This window comes from Minwuia sp. (assembly GCF_048007105.1).
In the GTDB taxonomy this organism is placed as follows: domain Bacteria; phylum Pseudomonadota; class Alphaproteobacteria; order Minwuiales; family Minwuiaceae; genus Minwuia.
In genome coordinates this window covers 2,705,300-2,718,912 of the sequence record NZ_CP180352.1, presented here as the reverse complement: position 1 = coordinate 2,718,912, position 13,613 = coordinate 2,705,300, and the positions used below count along the sequence as shown (strand labels likewise).

Sequence of the window (13,613 nt, the reverse complement as noted above, 5' to 3'; positions counted from 1 at the left end):
GTCTGGCTCAGACCGTGAAGATCTTGCCCGGATTGAAGATGTTCTGCGGGTCCAGCGCCTTCTTGATCTCCCGCATCACCGAGACGGCGTCCCCATGCTCGGCGATCAGGAACTTCATCTTGCCGGTGCCGACGCCGTGCTCGCCGGTGCAGGTGCCGCCCATGGACAGCGCCCGCATGACCATGCGGTCGTTCACTTCCTCGGCCTTCTTCATGCCCTCGTTGTCGCCCTCGGCGAAGACGAAGGCGAGGTGGAAGTTGCCGTCGCCGACATGGCCGACGATCGGCGCCGTCAGGTCGTTGGCGACGATGTCCTTCTTGGTCTCCAGGATGCACTCGGCCAGCCGGGAAATCGGCACACAGACGTCGGTCGCCCAGATCGAGGCGTTGGTCTTCAGCGCCTTGGCGGCGTAGGCCGCGTTGTGGCGCGCTTCCCAGAGCTTGTTGCGGTCCTCGGCCTTGGTCGTCCACTGGAAGTTCGAGCCGCCATATTCCTCGCAGATCGAACCGACCATCTCGGCCTGTTCCTTCACGCTGGCCTCGGAGCCGTGGAATTCCAGGAACAGGGTCGGCTGCACCGGATAGTCGAGGCCCGAATGGCGGTTGACCGCGTCCATCTGCACATCGTCCAGCAGCTCGATCCGCGCCACCGGAATGCCGGACTGGATGGTCAGAATGGTGGTGTTCACCGCGCCTTCCAGATCGGCGAAGGACACCACGGCCGAGCTGATCGCCTCGGGGATGCCGTAGAGCCGCAGCGTGACCTCGGTGATGATGCCGAGCGTGCCCTCGGAGCCGACCATCAGACGGGTAAGGTCGTAGCCGGCGGCCGATTTCCGGGCCCGGCGGTTGGTCCTGATCACCCGCCCGTCGGCCATGACGACGGTCAGCGCCAGCACGTTCTCCCGCATCGTGCCGTAGCGCACGGCGTTCGTGCCGGAGGCACGCGTCGCGGTCATGCCGCCGATGGAGGCGTCGGCGCCCGGATCGATCGGGAAGAACAGCCCCGTCGCGCGCAGATACTCGTTCAGCTGCTTGCGGGTGACGCCCGGCTGCACGACGCAGTCGAGATCCGCCTCGTTGACCTCCAGTACCTCGTTCATCTGGCTGAGGTCGACGGTGACGCCGCCGAGTTCGGGGATGACGTGACCTTCCAGCGAGGTGCCGACGCCATAGGGCACGATCGGCACCCCGTGTTTCGCGCAGATCTTCACGATCTCCGAGACTTCCTCGGTCGAATGCGCGAAGCAGACCGCGTCGGGCAAGGCCGGATGGTGATAGCTCTCGTCATGGCTGTGGTGCTCGCGGACGGCATTGGCCGTGCTGCAGCGCTCGCCCAGCAGGGCGGTCAGATCGGCGACGACGCCGTTCACCTTTTCGGCGGGGAGACCCATGTCGGCTTCCTCCAGAATACCTGTTCTGATTGCCGGCCACATTATGACGCGGACAGGTGTTCCGCAATTGTATCCCGGCAGTTGCGAACTAGTATCGTCCCATGCTGGAAACCCCGCCCGACTATGATTTTGTCCTGCATCCCCACCGTTCGCTGGGCATGAAGGGGTTTTTCCTGGTCATGGGCCTGATCGGCGGCTTCAGCTTCATCGCCGGCATCGTCTTCATCCTGCAGGGCGCCTGGCCGGTGATGGGGTTCCTGGGTCTCGATGTCTTCCTGATCTACGTCGCCTTCCGCATGAGCTACCGCACCGGCCGAATCCGGGAGCGGGTGGTGATTTCCGGCGGCAATGTCACCGTCGTGCGGCGCGACGCCCGGGGCCGCGAACAGTTCTGGGAGTTCCCCGCGTACTGGGCGCGCGCCGACATGGAAACGGACCGGCGCGGCTTCGGTAAGCTCTATGTCGGCAGCCATGACCGCCGCGTCCGGATCGGCGCCTTCCTGACGCCGGAGGAGCTGTCGGAGTTCCGGTGGACGCTGGAAGACGCGCTTCAACTCTCCCGCGCGACGGCCGCCCCCGGGCGGGGATAGCCGATCACGTCTCTTTGTTGTTGACACTCATTCGCATTCACAACAAATATGGGTGCAGAGGAGACGGATATGTACGTGTGCATCTGCAATGCCCTTTCCGACAGACAGGTCAGCGGCGCCATTGAAAGCGGCGCGGTCCGCGACGCTCATGACCTGCATCCGGCCCTCTCCTGCCGGGTCCAGTGCGGCCGTTGCCTGCCGACGATCGCCGACATGCTGGACGAGACGTTAAATCATTCCCCCGGCCACACAGCAATCGCAGCGGAATAGCCATGTTCGCGAGCCAGCAGCTCATCCACTATATGAAGTGCCGCCGCAACGGATCCCTGCGGCCTGCCGACAGCAACAACCCGGAAGGCGAAAGGTCCCGGCCCAGGGCGGTCACGCGCAACGGAACATGGGAAGGCAAGACGCATGAAGGGCAACCCGGAGATCATCGGTCACCTGAACAAGGTGCTGTATAACGAGCTCACGGCGATCAACCAGTACTTCCTGCACAGCCGGATGCTGAACGACTGGGGCCTCAAGCGGCTCGGTCACTACGAATACGAAGAATCCATCGACGAGATGAAGCACGCCGATCAGTTGATCGAGCGGATCCTGTTTCTCGAGGGCCTGCCCAACCTGCAGGACCTCGGCAAGCTTCGCATCGGCCAGGACACCAGGGAGATCCTGGAATGCGATCTGGCGATGGAGATGGATGCCCACCCGGCCCTGAAGGAAGCCATCGCCGCCAGCGAGAAGGCCGGCGACTACGTCTCGCGCGAACTGTTCGAGGACATTCTCAAATCCGAGGAAGAGCACATCGACTGGCTGGAGACCCAGCTCGGTCTGATCGAGACCGTCGGGCTGGCGAACTACAACCAGTCCCAGATGGGAACCGGCGAGAGCTCCTGACGGCCTGACAGGCCGCGTGCATTTCACGAAGCGCGAGCCGAACTCAGGCGCTTTCACGCATTTCCGGCGCACCTCCCGCACCCAGCGTGGCGGCGCCGGACACGTCTCGCCATTGCTTTCCGCATCCAACCAATGCGGAGGCAGACAATGGAATACGCACACACGGTGCTCGCCCTCGCCGCCCTCGTTCTCGGCGGCATCCAGATGGCCCGGCGCAAGAGCGGCGGCGCCCACCGGCGGCTCGGCCAGGCCTATGTCGGAGCCATGGCGCTGACGGCGCTGAGTTCCTTCTTCCTGACCGGACTGACCGGCGGCATGAACGGGCTTCACGTGCTGTCGGTCTGGACCCTGATCACGCTGGCCATCAGCATTCGCGCACGCCGTCGCGGCAATATCATGGGCCACGGCTACAGCATGATCATGCTCTATGGCGGACTGCTCACCGCCGGCCTGTTCGCGGCGCAGCGGCACGGGCTCGACCTGCCGGTCTGGCTCGTCGTCGGCATGCTGGTCGCGATGTGGGCAGGCCTTCTCGTCATGGCGGAGCGCATGCGGCGGCGCTTCTCCCGCCGCGGCGAAACCGCCGACGCTGCGGCGGCCTAGATTTCGGCCACGTCGATCACGCCGGGCATCGATTTCAGCGACTGGCGCAGCGCACGGTCGATCCGGAAGGTCTCTTCCGGGTCGATCTCGATCTCCCGCGGTTCGCCCCCGGGGCGGATCACCAGGCGGATCAGGCCCCGCCCCGGCCCGGCCCGGTCCAGCACCGCCCGGATCGGCTTCAGCGCCGCCGGCTCCGACAACACCACGCGCGCCCCGGCTTCGGCGTCGGCCACGTAACCATCGAGATCTCGGAGATCCGTCATCACCAATGTCGGCTCCTCCCTGTCGCGCATGACATCGGCATAGATCACCGCGTTGCGGCCGGATTCGAGGTCGTCGCGGAAGCGGTTCAGCACCTCGGAGAAGCACAGGACCTCGCATTCGCCGCTGGGGTCAGACAGGCCGATGAAGGCGTAGGAGTTGCCTTTGGCGTTGCGCCGGATCTGCACCGACGAGACCGTCCCGGCCAGACCGATATTGGTCTTCTGCTGCGCGAAGGCCTCGGGCAGGTTCTCGATCCGGGTGATGCCCTTCTGCGCCAGCCGCTTCTGGTAATCGTCCAGCGGGTGACCCGACAGGTAGAAGCCGATGGCCGCCCGCTCTTCCGCCAGCCGCTCCAGATCGTCGAACGGCGCCACGGCAGGCAGCGGCGGCCGGTCCTCGCCGTCTGCCTCGTCATTGCCCCCACCGCCACCGAACAGGCCCATCTGGCCGCTGGCGCGGTCCTCGGCCTGCTGCTGGGCGTAGCGGGCCAGGATGTCGATGGAGGACAGCACCCGCTTGCGGTTGCGGTCGAGGCCGTCCAGCGCGCCGGCGCGGGTGAGATTCTCCATCTGGCGCTTGTTCAGCGCCAACCCGGCGGTACGGACGGCGAAGTCGAACAGATCGGCAAAGGGGCCGTCCGCGTCGCGGGCCGCCACGATCGCCGCCATGGCGTCGCGGCCGACATTCTTCACTGCCGCCAGCGCGTAACGGATGCCGGATACTGCGCCTTCGCCGTCCCGCTCGACGTTGAAGGCGACGCGGGACGCGTTCACATCCGGGGGCAGCAGCGGGATGCCGAGCCGTTTCATCTCCCGCTTGAAGACCTCCAGCTTGTCGGTATTGCCCATGTCGAGCGTCATCGACGCGGCCAGGAACTCGGCCGGAAAATTGGCCTTCAGCCACGCCGTCTGCCAGGCCACGAGGGCATAGGCCGCGGCGTGGGACTTGTTGAAGCCATAGCCGGCGAACTTGCCGATCAGGTCGAAGATCTGGTTCGCCTTTTCGGGCGAGACGTCATTGTCGGCGGCGCCCTCGACGAAGCGGGCGCGCTGGGCGTCCATCTCCGCCTGGATCTTCTTGCCCATGGCCCGGCGCAGCAGGTCAGCCTCGCCCAGGCTGTAGCCCGACAGCACCTGCGCCATCTGCATCACCTGTTCCTGATAGACGGGGATGCCGTAGGTCTCGGCCAGGATCGGTTCCAGCAGCGGATGCGGATAGCTGGCGCTCTCCCGCCCGTGCTTGGTGGAGATGTAGGTCGGGATGTTGTCCATCGGGCCAGGGCGGTAGAGCGCCACGATGGCGATGATGTCCTCGAACTTGTCGGGCTTCATCTGCCGCAGCACGTCGCGCATGCCCGAGCTTTCCAGCTGGAACACGCCGACCGTGTCGCCGCGCCCCAGCATCTCGAAGGTCGTGCCGTCGGCCTCGGGGATCTGCGCCAGATCGAAATCGGGCAGCGGCCCCTTGCGGACGAATCCGACGGCGCGGTCCAGCACGGTCAGGGTCTTCAGACCGAGGAAGTCGAACTTCACGAGGCCGGCACTCTCGACGTACTTCATCGAGAACTGGGTGACCGGCATGTCCGACTTCGGATCGCGGTAGAGCGGCACTAGCTGTTCCAGCGGCCGGTCGCCGATGACCACGCCGGCGGCATGCGTCGACGCGTGGCGGTAGAGGCCTTCCAGCTGCAGCGCCAGATCGACCAGATGCTTCACCGAGCCGTCATTGTCGTATTCGTGCGACAGGCGCGGTTCGGTCTTCAGCGCCTGGTCCAGCGTCACCGGATTGGCCGGATTGTTCGGCACCAGCTTCGAGATCCGGTCGACCTGGCCGTAGGGCATCTGCAGCACCCGGCCGACATCGCGGATCACCGCGCGCGCCTGCAGCTTTCCGAAGGTGATGATCTGCGCGACCTTGTCGTGGCCGTACTTGTCCTGGACGTAGCCGATCACCTCGTCCCGCCGGTCCTGGCAGAAGTCAATGTCGAAGTCCGGCATCGACACGCGTTCCGGATTGAGAAACCGCTCGAACAGAAGACCGTAACGTATTGGGTCCAGATCGGTAATCGTCAGTGCGTAGGCCACAAGTGAGCCGGCGCCGGAGCCGCGCCCCGGTCCCACCGGTATCCCCTCGGCCTTGGTCCACTGGATGAAGTCGGCGACGATCAGGAAGTAGCCCGGAAAGTCCATCTGGATGATGATGTCGAGTTCCAGCTTGAGCCGCGCGCGGTAGGCGTCCTCATCCAGTTCCTGGCCCTTGCCGCGCAGGAAGGCGATGCGTTCGGTCAGCCCCTCCTCGGCCATCTTCCGCAACTCGTCCGCCTCGGACCGGCCCTCGCCCGTGTCGAAGCGCGGCAGGATCGGTCCCCGCTTCGGCGCCGCGAAGCCGCAGCGCCGCGCGATCACCAGCGTGTTCGAGACCGCCTCAGGCAGGTCGGCGAAAAGCGCCGTCATTTCCTCGGCCGACTTGAAGCGGTGATCCGGGGTCAGCCGCCGGCGTTCCTCCTGGCTGACATAGGCGCTCTCGGCGACGCAGATCAGCGCGTCATGCGCCTCGTACATGCGCTCTTCGAGGAAGTAGCAGTCATTGGTCGCCACCAGCGGCAGGTCGAACTCATAGGCGAGATCGACCATCGGCGCCTCGACCCGGTCCTCGTCGGCCAGTCCGTGCCTGTAGAGTTCGACATAGAGCCGGTCGCCGAAGAGATCCTTCATGCCGGACAACCAGGCGCGCGCCGCGGCCGTCTCGCCTTCCGCCAGCAAGCGCCCGAGGGGCCCGCCCGCGCCGCCGGTCAGGGCGATCAGTCCAGCCGTCCGCCCCTTCAGACCGCCCTGCGGCAGATGGGTCGAGAAGGCCGGATCGCTGTCGAGAAAGGCCGAGGAGATCAGCGCCATCAGATTGGCGTAGCCCTCGGCGTTCTGGGCCAGAAGCACGACCGGCGCAGAAAGCGGACGGATGACGCCCGCGGGCGCGCGGCTGTCGAGCCCGTACTGGACCGCAAGCTGGCAGCCCATGATCGGCTGCACGCCCGCACCGGCCATCGCCGGACCGAACTCCATCGCGCCGAACAGATTGTTGGTGTCGGTCATGGCGACCGCCGGCATCCGCGCCGCCGCAGCCGCCTTCGCCAGATCGCCGGTCCGGATCGCTCCCTCGGAGAGCGAGTAGGCCGTATGCAGCCTCAGATGAACGAACCCGGCATGGGACATGGCGCATCTCCGGTCAGGGGAATCGCCTCATTGTCGCAAAGCCGCCGGCGCGAGTCCGCCACCGGCGGCCGAAAAGTTGTGGATAAGCCCGTGTCCGGGAGCCGTCAGCCGATCATCCCCAGAACGCCAAGCACCTGGGACCATGCCACGATCACGCCCCAGAACCCGATCAGCGCCACTGCCGCGCCCACATCCTTCAACCAGTCCATGTCCGCCTCCATCTGATGATGGACGCAAGTTCCTTTATTGTTCTTTTTCTGTCAACCGGTGTTCCGGAACAAATTTGGAACTTCAGTTCCCGAATTCGCGGAACAGGTCCTTCTGGCGGTCGCGCTCGGCGGAGGAGTCGATCAGTTCGATCGGATAGACTCCGGTGAAGCAGGCATCGCAATAACCGGCCTGCCCCCCGCATTCGCTCTCGTTCTCGGGGATGTTGTTCTCGCCAACCGCGCGGTACATGCCGTGCACCGAGAGATAGCGCAGGCTGTCGACGCCGAGATGCCGCTCCATCTGCTCCAGATTGGCGTACTGATTGTAGATCAACTCACCCTTCGACGGGGTGTCGACGCCGTAGTAGCAGGGGCTGCGGGTCGGCGGGCTGGCGATGCGCATGTGGACCTCGCGCACGCCGGCATCCCGGAACATGCGCACCAGGATCTTGGACGTCGTGCCACGGACGATGGAGTCGTCGACCAGCAGCACCCGCTTGCCACGGACCATGTCGCGGTTGACGTTCAGCTTGCGGCGCACGACCTGCTCGCGGCTTTCCTGGTCCGGCTCGATGAAGCTCCGGCCCGAGAGCTGGCTGCGCGTCACCGCCAGTTCGAAGGGAATGCCGCTCTGCTGCGCGTAACCGATGGCCGCGGGTGTGCCCGAGTCGGGGATCGGGATCACCATGTCGACCTTGTGGGTCTCCTCCATCGCCAGTTCGCGCCCGATGGCCTGGCGGATGGCGTAGACATTGTGCCCCTCGACGAAGGAGTCGGGCCGGGAGAAATAGATGTACTCGAAGATGCAGAAACGCCGCGGCGCCGGGGCGAAGGGGCGGAAGGTCTGCAGCCCGTCCTGATCGATCACCACCATCTCGCCAGGATCGATATCGCGGACATAGGTCGCGCCGACGATATCGAGCGCACAGGTTTCCGAGCAGATGATCCAGGCATTGTCGAGCCGCCCGAGCACGAGCGGGCGGACACCGGAAGGATCGCGGACGCCGATCAGTTTCTTCGCCGACAGGCCGACGATGGAATAGGCGCCGACGACCTGGTTGAGCGCATCGATCAGCCGGCTGGCCAGCCTGCGCTCCCGGCTCCGCGCCATCAGGTCCAGGATCACCTCGGTATCGACGGTGGACTGGAAACGGCGGCCCTCGCCGCGCAGCTTCGCCTTCAGGACATTGGCGTTGGTCAGGTTGCCGTTGTGCGCCAGCGCAAAGCCGCCGGTCTCGTCCAGATCGGTCCAGAGCGGCTGGATGTTGCGCACCGGCGCGGGCCCCTCGCCCTTGCCCGAGGTGGCGTAGCGCGTATGGCCAATGGCCGCGGGGCCGACCAGGCGCTGCAGCCGCCCGCCGCCGGCCGCCGTATCGGCCTTGCCCTTGCCGAAGACGTCGCCGACAAGACCGATGGCGCGGTGAACCAGAAACCGCTCCCGGTCGAAGGCGACGATGCCGCAGGCCTCCTGGCCGCGGTGCTGCAGCGCGTGGAGCCCCATGGCGGTGATGGTCGCCGCGCGGGCCGGATTGTCCTCGTCCTGCTCGACGCCCCAGACGCCGAACACGGCGCATTCCTCGTGGAAGTGATCGTCGTGGGACTGGAAGGGATGCGCACTGGAAAGGTCGATCATTCGCTCACTGATCCTCGGTCGAGTTCTCGATCATGCGTTCGAGCTGGCGATTGTCCTCGCGCTTATAGCCCTTCTCGGCCTCCCCGTCTCCGCCCTGCAGCCGCCGCCCGGCGTCCATCATGTCGCGCGCCGCGCCGGCCTTGTCCGACGTGTCGTCGGCGGTCGAGCGGGCCCGGTCCCTGAGCGCCTGCGGCACCTTCGACAGCACGAACGCCGAGGCCTGCTGGACATAGGGCAGGCTCCACGCGTCCCGCACGGTCGCGGGCGGATCCTTGGGCGCGGCGTAGTCGATCACGAGCCAGATGGCAATGACGACGAGCGCACCGCGGGCCGCGCCGAACAGCAGGCCCAGCACGCGATCCGCGATGCTGACGGCGCCGCTGCGGCGCACGCGCGCCGATATCGTCTGCGTCAGGATCATCAGCACGATCAGCGCGGCGACGAACAGCACCAGCGCAGTGATGATGTCACTGGCAAGACCGTAGCCGATCTGCTCCTCGACGAAGGGGCTGACATAGGGAAAGCCGAAATAGGCGGCCAGTCCGGCGCCGACCCAGCTGCCGAAGAACAGCACCTCCCAGACGAAGCCGAAGAAGAAGCTGAACAGGATGGAAATGCCGATGATGCCGAACACGATGATGTCGGCGAAGGTGAATTCCATCACCCGTCCTCCAGCGGGAACAGGCCGAGCAGGCGGTCCAGCCCGCCGATCTCCGTCGTCCGGATCAGATCCTTCCCTTCCGATCCCGCCGGCAGGATGGCGTGCTCGAAGCCCAGCCGCGCCGCCTCGCGGATCCGCGCCTCGGCGCGCGCCACGCGGCGGACCGCGCCTGAAAGCCCGATCTCGCCGAAGACGACTGTCGCCTGCGGCAGCGGCCTGCCGCTGAGCGACGACAGCAGCGCCGCCGCCACCGCGAGATCGGCCGCCGGCTCCGAGATGCGGAGACCACCGGCAACATTGAGATAGACCTCGTTCTGGCCGATCGACAGGCCAAGACGGGTGTCGAGGACAGCCAGGATCATCGCCAGCCGCCCGCTGTCCCAGCCGACGACAGCGCGCCGGGGGGTCGCCAGCGGCGACGGCGCGACCAGCGCCTGAACCTCGACCAGCAGGGGCCGGCTGCCTTCCATGCCCGCGAAGATCGCCGCACCCGCAACAGGTTCGTCCCGGTCGCCCAGGAACAGCGCCGACGGATTGGGCGTCTCGATCAGCCCCTGCTCGGCCATCTCGAACACGCCGATCTCGTCGGCGGCGCCGAAGCGGTTCTTGACCGAACGCAGGATACGGAAGTGGTGGCTCCGGTCGCCCTCGAAATAGAGCACCGTGTCGACCATGTGCTCCAGCACGCGGGGGCCGGCGATCTGGCCGTCCTTGGTGACGTGCCCGACGAGAAACACCGCCGCGCCCGACTTCTTGGCGTACTGCACCAGGTCGTGGCCGCAGGCGCGCACCTGCGCGACCGTGCCCGGCGCGCTGTCGAGGTTCTCGGAAAAGACGGTCTGGATGGAATCGATCACCAGCAGGTCCGGCACCGGGCCAGCGTCCAGCGCGGCCATGATCTCGCCCAGCGCGTTGGCGTTGGCGACACGGACAGCGGCGCCGTCGAGGCCCAGACGGCGCGCACGCATCGCGACCTGCGCCGTCGCCTCCTCGCCGGAGACGTAAACGACGTTGCCGCCCGCCCCTGCCAGCCTCGCCGCCGCCTGAAGCAGCAGGGTTGACTTGCCGATGCCGGGATCGCCGCCGATCAGCACCGCCGAGCCCTGCACCAGCCCGCCGCCGAGCACCCGGTCCAGTTCGCCCATGCCGGTCGAGCGCCGCGGTTCGTCCATCGACTGCACGGAAAGATCGGTCATCTCGGCCGGCCTGGACTTGCCGCCCTGGACGACGCCGAAGGCCCGGGGGCGGGCCGAGACCGTCTCTTCCTCGACCGAGTCCGCGGTCCCGCAGGCATCGCAGAAGCCGCGCCATTTTGGAAAGTTCGCGCCGCACTCCCGGCAGACATATCGGCGCGTGGCGCGGGCCATCAGGTCTTTCGGACCTGCATCTTGATGGGCCCGTCGGCCCGGCCGTGGACGAACTGGTCGACATAGTCGTTGCCGGCGCTGTCGATTTCGGAGGCCGGACCCGACCAGATGATCTGCCCCTCGTAGATCATCGCGATGCGGTCCGCGATCTTCCGGGCCGACGCCATGTCGTGGGTGATCGACAGCGTCGTCGCGCCCAGTTCCTTGGCGCATTTCACGATCAGGTCGTTGATGACGTCCGCCATGATCGGGTCGAGGCCGGTGGTCGGCTCGTCGAAGAAGATGATGTCGGGGTCGGTGGCGATGGCGCGGGCCAGCGCCACGCGCTTCTGCATGCCGCCGGACAGCTCGGCTGGGAACAGTTCCGCGACATCCTCGCCAAGGCCGACCTGACCGAGCTTGGAGATCGCCGTGGCATGGGCCTCGTCCCGTTTCGCCTTCTTGCCCTGGATCAGGCCGAAGGCGACATTCTCCCAGACCTTGAGGCTGTCGAACAGCGCGCCGCCCTGGAACAGCATGCCCATCTTGGAGAGATGCGCCTCCCGCTCGGCGGAGGACGCCGTCATCATCTCCTCGCCGTCGATGCGGATCGACCCGCCGTCGGGGCGGATGATGCCCAGTACGGTCTTGATCATCACGGACTTGCCGGTGCCCGATCCGCCGATCACGACCAGCGACTCGCCTTTGGCGATCTCCAGGTCGATGCCGCGGAGTACCTGCTTGGGTCCGAAGCTCTTGGTGACGCCCTTCATGGCGATCTTGGGGGTAGCGGTCATGACGCGAAGAAGATTTCGGTGACGATGTAGTTGGCGATCAGGATCATGATCGAGGCGGAGACGACGGCGTTGGTTGTGGCGCGGCCCACACCCTGCGCGCCGCCCCGGCTCATGAAGCCGTGGTAGCAGCCCATCAGCGAGATCAGGAAGCCGAAGATCGCGGCCTTCACCAGGCCGGAGACGACGTCATCGGCGTGCAGGAAATCGATCGTGCTGTCGATGTAGTTGCCCGGGTTGAAGCCCAGCTTCTGGGTGCCGACGACGAACCCGCCGAAGACGCCGATGATGTCGGCGACCAGGACCAGGATCGGCAGCATGGTCGCGCCCGCGATCAGCCGCGGCGCGACGAGATACTTGAAGGGGTTTGTCGACAGCGTGGTCAGGGCATCGATCTGCTCGGTCACGCGCATGGTGCCGATCTCGGCGGCCATGGCGGCGCTGACACGGCCGGCCACCATCAGGCCGCCGATGACCGGACCCAGCTCGCGGGTGATGCCCAGCACCACAATCGAGGAAACGAGGTTCTCGGCATTGAAGCGGTCGCCGCCGATATAGATCTGCAGCGCCAGCACCGCGCCGGTGAAAAAGGCGGTCAGCCCGATGACCGGCAGCGAGAAGTAGCCGATCTGGATCATCTGCCGGAGTAACTGGCGGAAGTACCAGGGCGGCGTCACGCAATGCTGCAGCCCATGGCCGGCAAAGATGCAGAGCCGTCCCAGGGCCGCCAGAAACTCGAGTACGACCCGCCCGACCAGGGCGAAAATGTTCCAGCTACCGCTCAAGCACCAGCTCCGTCGACATATGCGCGCGTGAATCGGTCCCCCAGACCGGTCAGCAGTTCATAGGCGATCGTGCCGCCCAATGCAGCAAGTTCGTCCAGATCGACGCCGCCGCCGATGATCGCGATCTCGCTGTCCGGCCCGATATCGCCTGGCGGCACGGCGGAGATGTCGAAGGTGATCAGGTCCATCGAGACCCGCCCCACCAGCGGCACACGGCGGCCCGCCAGCACGCCGTAGCCGACATTTGAGAGCGAGCGGATATAGCCATCGGCATAGCCCACGCCGCAGGTGGCGATCCGCGAGCCCTGCTCCACAGTCTGCGTCGCGCCATAGCCGACATTGCGCCAGCGTTCGACCTCGTGGATCTGCAGGATACGGGCGTCCAGCCGGATGACTTCCTCCATCGGCAGCTCGGCGAGCGGCGACGGCGTCGACCCGTAGAGCGCCACGCCGGGCCGGCAGAGATCGAAATGCCATTCGGGTCCGAGGAAGATGGCCGGCGAGTTGGCGGCGCTGGACCGCGCCTTCGGCAGGATCGCCAGCCGGTCCCGGAACAGCGCCAGCTGCTCGTCGTTGAGAGCGTGCCCGGGCTGGTCGGCACAGGCCGGGTGGGTCAGCCAAACCTGGACATCGGCGCCTTCCAGAAGCCTTGGATCGGCCGCGATCGCCTCCACGTCCGCGCCCAGCAGACCCAGCCGGGTCATGCCCGTGTCGATGTGAACCGCACAGGGCAGCGCCTGCCCACGCCGCCTTCCTTCTGTCGTCCATTCAATGACTTGCGGCATTGTATTCAGAACTGGCATCAAGCCGGCTTCGGCATAGTCGGCAGCCGCGCCGGGCATCAGACCGTTGAGGACGAAGACATCCGCCTCCGGCAGTCCGGCCAGCACCCGCTGGCCCTCATTGGCCTGGGCGACGAAGAATGTACGGCAGCCGGCCTGCCAGAGCGCCGGCGTCGCCTGTTCGATCCCGAGACCGTAGGCGTTGGCCTTGACCACCGCAGCCGTCTCCGACGGTCCGGTCATGGCATCGAGCCGGCGCCAGTTCCGGGCCAGCGCGCCGAGGTTCACCGTCAGTCTGGCCGAAGCGAGTTGCGGGGGGATCATGGAACGTCCAATTGCACGGCGTATCGGGCAAATTCAAGGCGGTGGCTTTGCAAGCGGCGATATGTCGGGCAAACCTGCGCTTTCGCACGAGCCGAGCCGGAGGAGTGACCCGAAATGAGCGAG

12 protein-coding genes are annotated in these 13,613 nt (G+C 66.2%); 4 read left to right on the top strand and 8 right to left on the bottom strand.

Annotated elements, in window-relative coordinates; genetic code table 11:
• Nucleotides 1-7: 7 nt before the first annotated feature.
• Nucleotides 8-1,393 (bottom strand): FAD-binding oxidoreductase, encoded by a 1,386-nt coding sequence (locus ACMVY4_RS13110; RefSeq protein WP_416896469.1) that lies wholly within the window; start codon nucleotides 1,391-1,393, stop codon nucleotides 8-10.
• Between the two features lie 101 nt (nucleotides 1,394-1,494).
• Between ACMVY4_RS13110 and ACMVY4_RS13105 the strand changes: the two genes are divergently transcribed.
• The 4 genes from ACMVY4_RS13105 (at nucleotide 1,495) to ACMVY4_RS13090 (ending at nucleotide 3,483) form a co-directional block, all read left to right on the top strand.
• On the top strand, nucleotides 1,495-1,983 hold the full coding sequence (locus ACMVY4_RS13105) for a DUF2244 domain-containing protein (protein ID WP_416896468.1): 489 nt from the start codon (nucleotides 1,495-1,497) through the stop codon (nucleotides 1,981-1,983).
• Between the two features lie 69 nt (nucleotides 1,984-2,052).
• Nucleotides 2,053-2,253: a (2Fe-2S)-binding protein gene (locus ACMVY4_RS13100; RefSeq protein ID WP_416896467.1), complete on the top strand. Its 201-nt coding sequence runs from the start codon at nucleotides 2,053-2,055 to the stop codon at nucleotides 2,251-2,253.
• Nucleotides 2,254-2,397: 144 nt separating this feature from the next.
• Nucleotides 2,398-2,880, top strand: a complete 483-nt coding sequence (gene bfr, locus ACMVY4_RS13095; protein ID WP_416896466.1) for a bacterioferritin — start codon at nucleotides 2,398-2,400, stop codon at nucleotides 2,878-2,880.
• 147 nt (nucleotides 2,881-3,027) lie between these two features.
• Nucleotides 3,028-3,483, top strand: a complete 456-nt coding sequence (locus ACMVY4_RS13090; RefSeq protein WP_416896465.1) for a DUF2306 domain-containing protein — start codon at nucleotides 3,028-3,030, stop codon at nucleotides 3,481-3,483.
• Here ACMVY4_RS13090 and dnaE read toward each other — a convergent pair.
• From dnaE to alr, 7 genes are all read right to left on the bottom strand, one after another.
• Nucleotides 3,480-6,956 (bottom strand): DNA polymerase III subunit alpha, encoded by a 3,477-nt coding sequence (dnaE, locus tag ACMVY4_RS13085; RefSeq protein WP_416896464.1) that lies wholly within the window; start codon nucleotides 6,954-6,956, stop codon nucleotides 3,480-3,482. The two genes, ACMVY4_RS13090 and dnaE, sit on opposite strands and share 4 nt — an antisense overlap.
• Before the next feature lie 291 nt (nucleotides 6,957-7,247).
• The gene (purF, locus tag ACMVY4_RS13080) at nucleotides 7,248-8,798 is read right to left on the bottom strand and encodes an amidophosphoribosyltransferase (RefSeq protein ID WP_416896463.1); all 1,551 of its coding nucleotides are present in this window, start codon (nucleotides 8,796-8,798) and stop codon (nucleotides 7,248-7,250) included.
• A gap of 4 nt (nucleotides 8,799-8,802) precedes the next feature.
• On the bottom strand, nucleotides 8,803-9,459 hold the full coding sequence (locus tag ACMVY4_RS13075) for a CvpA family protein (RefSeq protein WP_416896462.1): 657 nt from the start codon (nucleotides 9,457-9,459) through the stop codon (nucleotides 8,803-8,805).
• Nucleotides 9,459-10,826 carry a DNA repair protein RadA gene (gene radA, locus ACMVY4_RS13070; protein ID WP_416896461.1) on the bottom strand — a complete coding sequence of 456 codons (1,368 nt, stop codon included), beginning with the start codon at nucleotides 10,824-10,826 and terminating at the stop codon, nucleotides 9,459-9,461. Before radA ends, ACMVY4_RS13075 begins: the two co-directional genes overlap by 1 nt.
• Nucleotides 10,826-11,602, bottom strand: coding sequence for an ABC transporter ATP-binding protein (locus ACMVY4_RS13065; RefSeq protein ID WP_416896460.1), 777 nt, complete (start codon nucleotides 11,600-11,602; stop codon nucleotides 10,826-10,828). The genes radA and ACMVY4_RS13065 overlap by 1 nt, the downstream gene beginning before the upstream one ends.
• Nucleotides 11,599-12,384 carry an MlaE family ABC transporter permease gene (locus ACMVY4_RS13060; protein ID WP_416896459.1) on the bottom strand — a complete coding sequence of 262 codons (786 nt, stop codon included), beginning with the start codon at nucleotides 12,382-12,384 and terminating at the stop codon, nucleotides 11,599-11,601. The genes ACMVY4_RS13065 and ACMVY4_RS13060 overlap by 4 nt, the downstream gene beginning before the upstream one ends.
• Nucleotides 12,381-13,490, bottom strand: coding sequence for an alanine racemase (alr, locus tag ACMVY4_RS13055; protein ID WP_416896458.1), 1,110 nt, complete (start codon nucleotides 13,488-13,490; stop codon nucleotides 12,381-12,383). The genes ACMVY4_RS13060 and alr overlap by 4 nt, the downstream gene beginning before the upstream one ends.
• Nucleotides 13,491-13,613: the final 123 nt, after the last annotated feature.

Bases quoted from the DNA above. Each gene is read 5' to 3' on its own strand.
- ACMVY4_RS13105 (WP_416896468.1), top strand. From the start codon at position 1,495: ATGCTGGAAACCCCGCCCGACTATGATTTTGTCCTGCATCCCCACCGT.
- ACMVY4_RS13110 (WP_416896469.1), bottom strand. From the start codon at position 1,393: ATGGGTCTCCCCGCCGAAAAGGTGAACGGCGTCGTCGCCGATCTGACC.
- purF (WP_416896463.1), bottom strand. From the start codon at position 8,798: ATGATCGACCTTTCCAGTGCGCATCCCTTCCAGTCCCACGACGATCAC.
- radA (WP_416896461.1), bottom strand. From the start codon at position 10,826: ATGGCCCGCGCCACGCGCCGATATGTCTGCCGGGAGTGCGGCGCGAAC.
- ACMVY4_RS13100 (WP_416896467.1), top strand. From the start codon at position 2,053: ATGTACGTGTGCATCTGCAATGCCCTTTCCGACAGACAGGTCAGCGGC.
- alr (WP_416896458.1), bottom strand. From the start codon at position 13,490: ATGATCCCCCCGCAACTCGCTTCGGCCAGACTGACGGTGAACCTCGGC.
- bfr (WP_416896466.1), top strand. From the start codon at position 2,398: ATGAAGGGCAACCCGGAGATCATCGGTCACCTGAACAAGGTGCTGTAT.
- ACMVY4_RS13065 (WP_416896460.1), bottom strand. From the start codon at position 11,602: ATGACCGCTACCCCCAAGATCGCCATGAAGGGCGTCACCAAGAGCTTC.
- ACMVY4_RS13090 (WP_416896465.1), top strand. From the start codon at position 3,028: ATGGAATACGCACACACGGTGCTCGCCCTCGCCGCCCTCGTTCTCGGC.
- dnaE (WP_416896464.1), bottom strand. From the start codon at position 6,956: ATGTCCCATGCCGGGTTCGTTCATCTGAGGCTGCATACGGCCTACTCG.
- ACMVY4_RS13075 (WP_416896462.1), bottom strand. From the start codon at position 9,459: ATGGAATTCACCTTCGCCGACATCATCGTGTTCGGCATCATCGGCATT.